General features: G+C 72.8%; 9 protein-coding genes. 5 read left to right on the forward strand and 4 right to left on the reverse strand.

Annotated elements, in window-relative coordinates; all coding sequences use genetic code 11:
• Positions 1-202 precede the first annotated feature (202 nt).
• The gene (locus DQW85_RS33030; protein WP_113703697.1) at positions 203-1,624 is read right to left on the reverse strand and encodes an FAD-dependent oxidoreductase; all 1,422 of its coding nucleotides are present in this window, start codon (positions 1,622-1,624) and stop codon (positions 203-205) included.
• A gap of 123 nt (positions 1,625-1,747) precedes the next feature.
• Positions 1,748-2,608, reverse strand: a complete 861-nt coding sequence (locus DQW85_RS33035) for a helix-turn-helix domain-containing protein (RefSeq protein ID WP_113703698.1) — start codon at positions 2,606-2,608, stop codon at positions 1,748-1,750.
• A gap of 102 nt (positions 2,609-2,710) precedes the next feature.
• On the opposite strand from DQW85_RS33035, the gene DQW85_RS33040 reads away from it, so the two are divergent.
• Together DQW85_RS33040 and DQW85_RS33045 are read left to right on the forward strand one after the other, a co-directional pair.
• A complete protein-coding gene (locus DQW85_RS33040; RefSeq protein ID WP_113703699.1) occupies positions 2,711-3,304 on the forward strand; it encodes an NADPH-dependent FMN reductase in 594 nt (197 codons plus the stop codon).
• 220 nt (positions 3,305-3,524) lie between these two features.
• Positions 3,525-4,724 (forward strand): glycoside hydrolase family 64 protein, encoded by a 1,200-nt coding sequence (locus tag DQW85_RS33045; RefSeq protein WP_113703700.1) that lies wholly within the window; start codon positions 3,525-3,527, stop codon positions 4,722-4,724.
• Positions 4,725-4,734: 10 nt separating this feature from the next.
• On the opposite strand, the gene DQW85_RS33050 is transcribed toward DQW85_RS33045, so the two are convergent.
• Positions 4,735-5,613 carry a helix-turn-helix domain-containing protein gene (locus DQW85_RS33050; RefSeq protein WP_113703701.1) on the reverse strand — a complete coding sequence of 293 codons (879 nt, stop codon included), beginning with the start codon at positions 5,611-5,613 and terminating at the stop codon, positions 4,735-4,737.
• Between the two features lie 169 nt (positions 5,614-5,782).
• Between DQW85_RS33050 and DQW85_RS33055 the strand changes: the two genes are divergently transcribed.
• On the forward strand, positions 5,783-6,565 hold the full coding sequence (locus DQW85_RS33055) for an SDR family oxidoreductase (RefSeq protein WP_113703702.1): 783 nt from the start codon (positions 5,783-5,785) through the stop codon (positions 6,563-6,565).
• A gap of 50 nt (positions 6,566-6,615) precedes the next feature.
• Positions 6,616-7,524, forward strand: a complete 909-nt coding sequence (locus DQW85_RS33060) for an SDR family NAD(P)-dependent oxidoreductase (RefSeq protein ID WP_113703703.1) — start codon at positions 6,616-6,618, stop codon at positions 7,522-7,524.
• A 21-nt stretch (positions 7,525-7,545) separates the two neighbouring features.
• Here the strand turns inward: DQW85_RS33060 and DQW85_RS33065 are convergent, their stop codons facing one another.
• Positions 7,546-8,136: an RDD family protein gene (locus tag DQW85_RS33065; RefSeq protein WP_162795567.1), complete on the reverse strand. Its 591-nt coding sequence runs from the start codon at positions 8,134-8,136 to the stop codon at positions 7,546-7,548.
• Between the two features lie 224 nt (positions 8,137-8,360).
• On the opposite strand from DQW85_RS33065, the gene DQW85_RS33070 reads away from it, so the two are divergent.
• The coding region (locus DQW85_RS33070) for an AAA family ATPase (protein ID WP_162795568.1) at positions 8,361-9,589 on the forward strand (1,229 nt) is incomplete at its 3' end.

The raw sequence follows: 9,589 nt of genomic DNA on the forward strand, positions 1-9,589 counted from the left end.
CACACGCCATCTCGGTCTCCCAGCCCGAGGCCGTCACCGACCTCATCCGCCGCGCCGCCCGCGACACCCGCTGACCGGGACGACGGAGCCTGGCCGGAGCGGCCTGCCGCAACCGGTCACCGAAGGCGGCCTCCCCCCGGAGGCCGCCTTCGGCCGTTTCGGCGACATGGCCGAGCACTCTCCCGTTCCATGTCCCGAAGTGTCATGTGATGGCGGACAGCAACCGGCGACGGAAGAGGCCGGGTTCGGGGTAGCGGGCCGCCTCGGCGCCCTGGGTCAGGATCAGCTCGGCGAGCCCCGGCCGGGCCAGGATCTGGTCGGGAGGCGCCAGCACCGAGCCCATCTCCGCGTAGGCCCGTACCAGGTCGGGGTGGGAGAGCTTGGCGGCGTCCAGCGCTCTGATGATGTGCCAGGCGGGGTCGTCAGTCTCGTACCGCTCGCCCTTGATGTGCGCGTCGATCTCCGCGAGCCGGTGGGCCTCCCAGTCGCGCAGCGCCTGGTAGAAGGGCGCCGCGGTGCTCTCCAGTGACGCGGCGTAGGCCAGGGCCGGCGTGACGGGATCCGACGCGGTCGCGGTGTCGATCGCGTCCCGCAGCAGGGCGGCCTGCATCATGCCCATCGTCAGGCCGAACCCGAACGTGGGGGTCGTGGTCGCCCAGGCGTCGCCCACCGCCAGCAGGCCCGTCACCGCGGGCCGCCCGTCCGTGACCAGGTCGTGCCGCCTGGCCTGGCCGTTCGACATGACCTGCACGCCGGTGAGCGGCTCGCCGTGCCGCGCCCAGTGCGAGAATTCGGGGAACAGCTCGATCGCACGGTCCCAGGCGTCCACGTCGCGCAGGACGCGCAGCTCGCGGTCACGGCTGGAGGCCACGAGGATGAGGGACCAGGTGCTGTTGTCGCCGGGCAGAGTGCCCGCGGTGAGGGTCTCCTGATGGATGAGCGGCCAGTGCACGGCCTCCGGAAGCCCGTTGCCGCTGTCCCGGAAGTGCCTGGCGTAGTAGACGAACCCGGCCTCGGCCCGATCTTCGTTGTTGTGCACCGGCCCGAGGTCGGCGAGCCGCTTGGCGATCTGCGAGTGGCGGCCGCTCGCGTCCACGACGAGGTCGGCGTGCAGCACCTGGCCGTCGCGGGTCCGCACGCCGACGATGTGTGGCACGCCGAGCAGGTGATCTGCCCCGGGCAGGAGCCGGGTCACGGTCTCGCCCCGCCGTACGGCGATGCCGGGAGTGCGGGCGGCGACGGTGGCCAGCGCGTGCTCCAGGACCGGACGGCGGACTGCCACGGTCTCGTAACGCTCGTCACCCGGTCGCGGGCCGCCGGTGGCGGGCAGGGTCAGCGCCTTTTCGATCATGCGGTGCCGCCTGGCGCCCGCCTTGGTCAGCTGCTCCACCACCTCGGGCAGCTCCGATTCCAGCAGGGCCAGCCCGCGGGGCAGGATCACGTGTGGGAGCAGGAACTGGCCCACTCCCGGCCGCTCCCAGACCTCCCACGCGGCCTCGCCGGTCGAGGGCGGCCCGGCGGGGTCGCGTTCCAGTACGGTGATCCGGTGGCCGCGCGCGGCGAGCAGCATCGCGGTGGAGAGCCCGGCCGGCCCCGCGCCAATGATGATCACATTCATGGTCATTCAGGTACGGTCCGTTCGGCGACCCCCCATTCACCAGCTCACAAGCTGACCACTTTCAACCGTACGGGCCGGATGACCATCCAGTACGCGCCTCACCAGCGGATCCGCCCGCCCTGTGGGCGGTCAGCCGTTGAGTACGACGCGGAGGGCGCCGGGGAGGCGGCCTGTGAGGCGGTCGAGTGCGGCCGAGGTGGCGGCGTCGGCCGGCAGGTAGACGACGATCCGCTGCTCCCCGTCGGACAGGTCGAGCGGCTCGCGCGACAGTCGCAGGTCACCGGCCTCCGGGTGGGCGAGCCGCTCCACCGGCGCCATGCGAGCCGGGTTGGGCGGCGCCGCGAGTCGCGTGGTGAACGACTCGCCGGCCGCGAACGCCAGCTCGGAGATGAGCTCGGGCGCGTACACGTGGTCTTGGGCGGCTTCGAGCTTGAGCGCCGCGACGTGCTCGTCGGCCACGCGGTCCCACTCGGGGAAGGCGGCCCTGGCCCGGGCGTCGACGAACGTGAACCGGATCACGTTGGGCGGATCACCGTCCAGCAGCCCGACAGGCCCGAAGAGCCGCTCGTAGCCGCTGGTGCGGGCGAGCACGTCGCCCAGCCGGTTGAGCAGCACGGCAGGGGCGGGGTCGAGCCGGTCGAGCAGCGCGCGCACGGTGGGGCGCACGGTGCGGGCCAGCTCCCGTCCGACGCCGGGGCACAGCGCCAGGCTGCCGTTGGACGCCTTGGCCAGGTAGCGCAGGTGGGTGCGCTCATCGGGGGTCATGCGCAGCGCGCTGGCGAGGGTGCCGAGCACCTGCATGGACGGGTTGCGGTCGCGTCCCTGCTCCAGCCTGGTCAGGTATTCGACGCTGACCCCGGCCACGGTGGCCAGCTCGGACCTGCGGAGCCCGGGCGTGCGCCGCCGCGGCCCGTCGGGCAGCCCGACGTCGGCCGGTTTGACCGCCTCACGGCGGGCGCGGAGGAAGGCTCCCAGCGCGTTGTCGCTCACGGCCCCGAGTGTACGGGGAGCGCCGGCGCCTATCGTGGCCCCGCCAGCGCCAGTCTCAGCCCGGCCTCCCTGTCTCCCATGGCCGGCGGCAGGTTGGGACCCATGACGAACATGACACTGGCCGTGATCACAGGAAGCGTCCGCGAAGGACGCTTCGGTCCGACGGTCACGAAGTGGTTCACCGAGCAGGCCGCCGAGCACGGGCTGTTCGACCTCGACGCCATCGACCTGGCGGACACGCCGATGCCGGCCACGCTGCCCGCCTCGCCCGAGGAACTGGCCGCCGTGGAGGGGCGTTCCGAGGAGCTCCGGAGCCTCGCGGGGCGGCTGGCGCGAGCGGACGCGTTCGTGGTGGTGACGCCGGAGTACAACCACAGCTACCCGGCCTCGCTCAAGAACGCGATCGACTGGCACTACACCCAGTGGCAGGCCAAGCCCGTCGCTCTCATCTCCTACGGCGGCTACGGCGGTGGGGTGCGGGCGATCGAGCACCTGCGGCAAATCTTCGCCGAGCTGCACGCCGTCACGGTCCGCAACTCGATCAGCTTCGACCGGCACTGGGAGCGGTTCGACGGCGACGGCCGGCCGGTGGACCCCGAGGGGCCGAACGGCGCGGCCAAGGCGCTGCTCGACCAGCTCGGGTGGTGGAGCAGGGTGCTGCGCGACGCCAGGCTCGCCACCCCCTACCAGGGCTGAGGGGCCGCGCACGAGTTACCGCCGTACAGCCTGCTCCGGGGGCGCGAGCGGGACTTGACGGTCGCTGTTAGAGAGCGCTCTCCAAGCTCGCACTTCGAGCATTCGGCAGAGTGAGAACCTGGAAACCAGGGATTGACATGTGCCGGAATTCCTCCCAAGCTTCCAGATCAAGAGAGCGCTCTCTCTCACCCCCCAACTCTGCGCTCCCTGGAAGGTCGTCATGCGTCCACCCAAGCTGCTGCTGCCACTGATCGCCTTACTCGCCGCGTTCCTCACCGCCCCCGGCCAGGCCCATGCGGGTGCCGCGCCGGGCCAGTTCCCCGTCACGTTCGTCAACAACACGGGCGGCCGCTGGCCGTCCAGCCAGATCTACGTGACGGTGCTCGGCATGCCCGTGCCGGGGGAGTGGCACTACCTCAGGCCCGACGGCACCCTCCGGCACATCGACAAGGCGGAGGAGACCGCTCCCGGCCACCTCACCAAGAACGGCCGCAACTTCGCCAACATGTCGTTCACCATCGCCCAGGCCGGGACCGTGCAGATGCCCCCAAGGCTCGAAGGGGCCCGGATCTACCTCTCGCTGGGCTCGCCCGTCTACTTCCCGATCTCGCCGGACAACCGCGGGTGGGGCGGCCCCGACCTGCAGAACCCCAGCGACCCCAACCAGGACGTGTACTTCGACTGGTACGAGTTCACCTTCTGGAACGGGGTCATCCCCTTCGGCGGCAACACCACGCAGGTCGACATGTTCGGCTTCCCAATGACGGCCAGGCTGCAGCAGACCGCGATCGGCTACGACCAGACCGTCGGCATCACCCTCACCCGGGACCAGGTCCGCTCCCGCTACGCCACCGCGGTCGGCGCGCCGTTCAGACCCCTCGTCAACCCCTACCGCATCATCGCCCCGCGCTCCTCACCGCTCTTCAAGCCGGGAGGCGCCTCCGCCGGCCACCTGCAGGGCGTCATCGACCAGGTGTGGAACCACTACACGGCCAACCAGTTCACGCTCAACCGGCTGCACGTCACCTTCACCGGCAGGGTCGTCTCCGGCCGGCTCCAGTTCACCAGGAACGGCGCCGGGCCGTACTCGCTCGGGAAGCCGACCACCAAGGACGTGGTGGAGTGCTCGGGCGCGCTCGCCTCGCCGGGCATGCACACGGTCGAACTCGAGCTCGGCGCCGAGTTCTGCGCGGCCTTCAACCGGGGCGTCGCGCTCAACCCGTCGGCCTGGTGGGGCAGCCCCTCGGGCTACTACCCGGCCGGGGTGGCCAAGAACGACTACGCGGGCTTCTTCCACACCATCGGCATCGACCGCCGCGCGTACGGCTTCGCCTATGACGACATCAACGACCAGAGCACCGTCAAGATCCTGCCCAACTCCCAGCCGCCCACTCGCCTGACCATCGCCATCGGCTGGTAGGCCACCTGTGTCACCGGTCCCGCCCCGTCCGCGACAGCGGGCGGGGCTCGCCGGTCATGTCCTGCGTGCCGACGACGGACAGCAGCTCCAGCTGCCCGGTGGCGGGGCTGCCGGGCGGTGCGGTGAAGTACAGCAGGCGCTGGCGCCCGTCCTCGCTGAACATGTTGTGGCAGTCGAGCTCCATGACGCCGAGGGCCGGATGCGCGATGCGCTTGCGGCCGGTGCGGCGCAGGGCGACGTCGTGGGTGTCCCACAGAGCGGCGAACTCCGGGCTGCGGCGCCGCAGCTCCGCCACCATCCTGGTCACCTCCCTGTCGTCGCCGCGCCGGGCCGCGACGGCTCGCAGGTCGGCGACGAACAGGTGTGAGTGGTACGGGTGGTCGGAGGCCGGATAGATCTCCCGCGCGGACGGGTCGGTGAACCACCGATACGCCAGGCTGGCCTGCGGGCCGCGTCCGCTCGGCGGCTCACCCAGCAGCGCGGTGGCCAGCGCGTTCTGCGCGAGAGGCTCGTGCAGGTCGGTGATGATCAGCGCGGGAGTCGAGGACAGCCGGTCCAGCAGGGCGAGCAGCGCCGGCTGGACGTGCGCCTGCGGCCCGCGCGACCCCGGGGGCACCGGCCGCTCGGCGAGGTGGAACAGGTGGTCCCTCTCGTCCCTGTCCAGGCGTAGTGCCCGGGCGAGCGCGGCCAGAACCTGCGCGGACGGCTGGGCGCCGCGCCCGCGTTCCAGCTCGGTGTAGTAGTCCGCCGACAGCCCGGCCAGCTGGGCGACCTCCTCCCGCCGCAGGCCGGGCACCCGGCGGCGCGAGCCGGTCCGCAGGCCGACATCGGTGGGCCGGACCCGGTCGCGGCGCGACTTCAGGAACGCGCCCAGTTCTGCGAGGTTCACCCTTCCAGTGTCGCCCAGACCGCCCTCACCAGCCAGGGGACGGCAACCCCAGGGTGAGCCCAGCCCTGGCTACCCCCCTGTCACGGCCGCAGGGTGGGAGGTGACCGGCGGGGAGCGCAAGCCCGCCCCCGGGCCGGATCAGCGTCTTTCCCAGTTCCAGGGAGTCATCATGTCCACCACGCACACGCCGGGCACGTCCGAAGCGACCCGGCGATCCTCCACGGACCCAAGGGTCGCGATCGTCACCGGTGGCTCGCGCGGCATCGGCCGCGAGACGGCACGACGGCTGGCCGCCGACGGGTTCGCCGTGGTCATCGGCTACGCCGCGAACCAGGACGAGGCCGAGAGCGCCGTCAAGGAGATCGTCTCCTCGGGCGGGCGCGCGATCGCCGTACGCGCCGACGTCGCCGACGAGCGGGCCGTCGCCGCGCTGTTCGACACCGCCGAGTCGGAGTTCGGCGGTGTCGACGTCGTGGCCCACGCCGCAGGCCGGCTGCTGCTGGCCTCCGTCGCCGACCTCGACCTGGCCGACCTCGACACGCTGCACCGCACCAACATCCGCGGCACCTTCGTCGTCGCCCAGCAGGCCGCCCGCCGCCTGCGCCGCGGCGGCGCGCTCGTCACCTTCTCCACGTCCATCGTCGGACTGGCCGTGCCCACGTACGGCGCCTACAGCGCGAGCAAGGGCGCGGTGGAGGCGCTGACGCTCATCCTCGCCCGCGAGCTGCGCGGGCGCGACGTCACCGTGAACGCCGTCGCCCCCGGCCCCACCGCGACCGACCTGTTCCTGGAGGGCAAGGACGAGGAGACCATCGCCCGCCTGGCCGCCCAGCCCCCGCTGGAACGGCTCGGCACCCCGAAGGACATCGCCGACGTCGTCGCCTTCCTCGCCTCACCGGCGGGGCACTGGGTCAACGGCCAGGTCGTCCGCGCCAACGGCGGCATCATCTGAGCCCCACCGGCTCCGTACCGCCCCCCCGCACCACCGAAAGGAGATCAGCGATGCCATCCGGCGATCCCAAGGTCGTCCTCGTGACAGGAGCCTCCAGCGGCTTCGGCGCGCTCACCGTCCGCGCCCTGGCCGGCGCGGGGCACACCGTGTACGCGGGCATGCGCCAGACCGCGACCCGCAACGCCGCCGCCGCGGCCGAGGCGCTGCGCCACGCCGAGGACAACGGCCTCGCCCTGCACCCCGTGGAGCTGGACGTCACCTCGCAGGAGTCGGCCGACGCGGCGGTCGCCCGCGTCCTCGGCGCGCACGGCCGGCTCGACGTCATCGTGCACAACGCCGGCCACATGGTCCTCGGGCCCTCGGAGGCGTTCGCGCCTGAGGAACTGGCCCAGCAGTACGACGTCAACGTCCTCGGCACGCAGCGCGTCAACCGGGCCGCGCTGCCCCACCTGCGCCGGCAGGGCAGCGGGCTGCTGGTGTGGATCGGCAGCACCAGCACCCGCGGCGGAGCCCCGCCGTTCGTCGGGCCGTACTTCGCCGCCAAGGCGGCCATGGACGCGCTGGCCGTCAGCTACGCCGGCGAACTGGTCCGCTTCGGCATCGACACGGCGATCGTCGTGCCCGGCGCCTTCACCTCCGGCACCAACCACTTCACCAACTCCGGCGCCCCGTCCGACGCCGCCCGCGCCGCCGCCTACGAGGAGCGCTACGGCGCCCTGCTGGACGGCCTCGGCGACAGGCTGGCCGAGCTCGTCCCGCCGGAGGCCGACGCGGCCGACGTCGCCGCGGCCGTCGCCCGCCTGGTGGACATGCCTCCCGGCGCCCGGCCGCTGCGCACCCACGTTGACCCCAGCCGCGACGGCAGCGAGGTCGTCTCCGTGGTCGCCGACCGCATCAGGGCCGACTTCTTCCGCCGCATCGGGCTGGACGACCTGCTCAGCGCGGGCAGCTCCCTCTGACGGCTCGCTGACGGGCGGCGGCTACTTCACCCTGATGACGACGGTGCCGGCCACCTTGTCGTGCAGGCACTGGTGCAGCGGCTTGTCCCAGAACTGCCAGAGCACGTTCACCACGTACGCGAGGTAGGCGACGAACCCGACGACCGGGATGAAGCTGAGCGCGAACGGCCCCCACAGCACGCCCGCGCGCTTGACGACGGCGTCGGAGGACAGCGGGGCGGCGGCGGGGTGCCCGCCCACCGGCACCACGCGCAGGCCCAGCACCTTCTTGCCCACCGTCTGCCCGCCGTTGCGGAGCATGAAGACCTCGTAGCCGAAATACGCCGCCGCGCCCAGGACCGCCACCAGCAGGGACACCAGGAAGACGCCGCTCCCGTCGGCGCTGACGAGAACGGCCGTCAGGACCGCGCTGAGCACGGCGTAGACGATGCCCAGGATCACCCCGTCGATGATGCGGGCGACCAGTCGCTGCCACCACTCGGCGAGCGGGGGGAGGGCGCCCGAGTCGTGGGGGGACTGCTGCGGCGGCCCGTACGGAGACGACGACCCGGCGGGCATCGAGTGACGGCCCGGTTCGCCCTGGGCATATGGGGACGTACCACTGTTGTTCATGTTCTGTTTCACCTCGGAATGGAATGGGGGGAAGACTCTCCCACGGGCCGGGTCCGCGGGCATCAGCAAAACTGCGTAGTGGGGTACGTAGTTGTCCGGCCGCCTCCGCCCGTCGTGTGCCCGCTGGCCCGGCGGGGGCGAGACCAGGGACCCTCGGGGAATGTCGCCTGTCCGATCTATGCTTGGCCCGATTCGAGACGACGGACGCGGCCGGGAGGGCATACGTGGTCACAGTGCCACCGCGGGAGCGGCTTGTCGGGCGAGACCGGGAGATCACGCGGCTCGAGGACGTGATGACGGCCCTCGCCGCTGGGCGCGGCACGGTGGTCGAGATCGCCGGAGACCCAGGAATAGGCAAGACGAGCCTGCTGGGAGTCCTGACGGCGCTGGCCGGCCGGGCGGACGTCCGGGTCGCGCGCGCCCATGCCCTGCGGGACGCCCGCCAGCACGCACCTGGCCGCCGCGTGCCTTACCAGGTGTTCCGAGACGCCTGGGGCGACCGGCCGGGCATGGAGGCCGCGGGAGACGGCGTCCTCGGCGACGACCGGTTCTCCGGGACCGTCGACGCGCACCCTCGCTTCCGAATGGGCCGTGCGGTGCGGACCCTGCTCGCGGAGTGGGCGGCGGGCGGTGGCGGCGTGCTGATCCTGGACGACGTCCAGTGGTGCGACGAGGAGTCGGAGGCCCTGGCCGCCCAGCTCGTCCGCACCCCCGTGCCCGGCCCGTTCGTGCTCGCGTTGGCGCACCGGCCACGCCAGACCCGGCCGCTGCTGCTCGAAGCGCTCGACCACGGAGCGCAGACGGGCACGGTGGTCCGCCTCCAGCCGGGGCCGCTGGCCCCCGACGCGGTGGCATCCGTGCTCGACGGGCTGCGCAAGGCGGGCGGCGCGCCTGCCGTGCCCGGCCCGGATCAGGGCTCCCCAGGGCTGAGCCCGTACCAACGGCTCGACGCCCGCCACTATGCGGAGCAGTTGCACGAGGCATGCGCCGGCAACCCGCGCTACCTGCGCATCCTCGCGGCGGCTGGATGGCAGCCGGAGAGCTGGCCCGCCCGCGCGGGCACCGACCGCGACGCCCTGCTCCGCGAGGCGGCGACGCTGACCGCCGAGCTCGACGAGCTGGCCGACGGCACCCGCATGACGCTCGGCGCGGCGGCCGTGCTCGGCGACCCGTTCCGCCCCGAGGACGTCGCCGTGGTCTCCGGGCTCGGCCTGGACCGGACCCTCGACGCGCTCGCCGAGCTCACCCGCGGCGACCTGGTGCGCCCGCTCGCCTCGGGCGGGCGGTTCGCCTTCCGCCACGGCGTGCTCGGGCATGTGGCCCACGAACGCGCCGTCCCCTCCTTCCTGCTGCCCGCCCACCGCAGGGCGCTCGGCCTGCTCTCCGCCCGGGGCGCGTCGGCCGCCGCCCGCGCCAGGCACGCGGAGCACGTGGTGGGCACCGACGGCTCGGC

The organism is Nonomuraea lactucae, from assembly GCF_003313395.1.
Lineage (GTDB): Bacteria > Actinomycetota > Actinomycetes > Streptosporangiales > Streptosporangiaceae > Nonomuraea > Nonomuraea lactucae.

What these genes read in the sequence shown, in the direction of transcription:
- DQW85_RS33045 (WP_113703700.1), top strand. Translation starts at nt 3,525, where the DNA reads ATGCGTCCACCCAAGCTGCTGCTGCCACTGATCGCCTTACTCGCCGCG.
- DQW85_RS33065 (WP_162795567.1), bottom strand. Translation starts at nt 8,136, where the DNA reads ATGAACAACAGTGGTACGTCCCCATATGCCCAGGGCGAACCGGGCCGT.
- DQW85_RS33055 (WP_113703702.1), top strand. Translation starts at nt 5,783, where the DNA reads ATGTCCACCACGCACACGCCGGGCACGTCCGAAGCGACCCGGCGATCC.
- DQW85_RS33060 (WP_113703703.1), top strand. Translation starts at nt 6,616, where the DNA reads ATGCCATCCGGCGATCCCAAGGTCGTCCTCGTGACAGGAGCCTCCAGC.
- DQW85_RS33030 (WP_113703697.1), bottom strand. Translation starts at nt 1,624, where the DNA reads ATGACCATGAATGTGATCATCATTGGCGCGGGGCCGGCCGGGCTCTCC.
- DQW85_RS33040 (WP_113703699.1), top strand. Translation starts at nt 2,711, where the DNA reads ATGACGAACATGACACTGGCCGTGATCACAGGAAGCGTCCGCGAAGGA.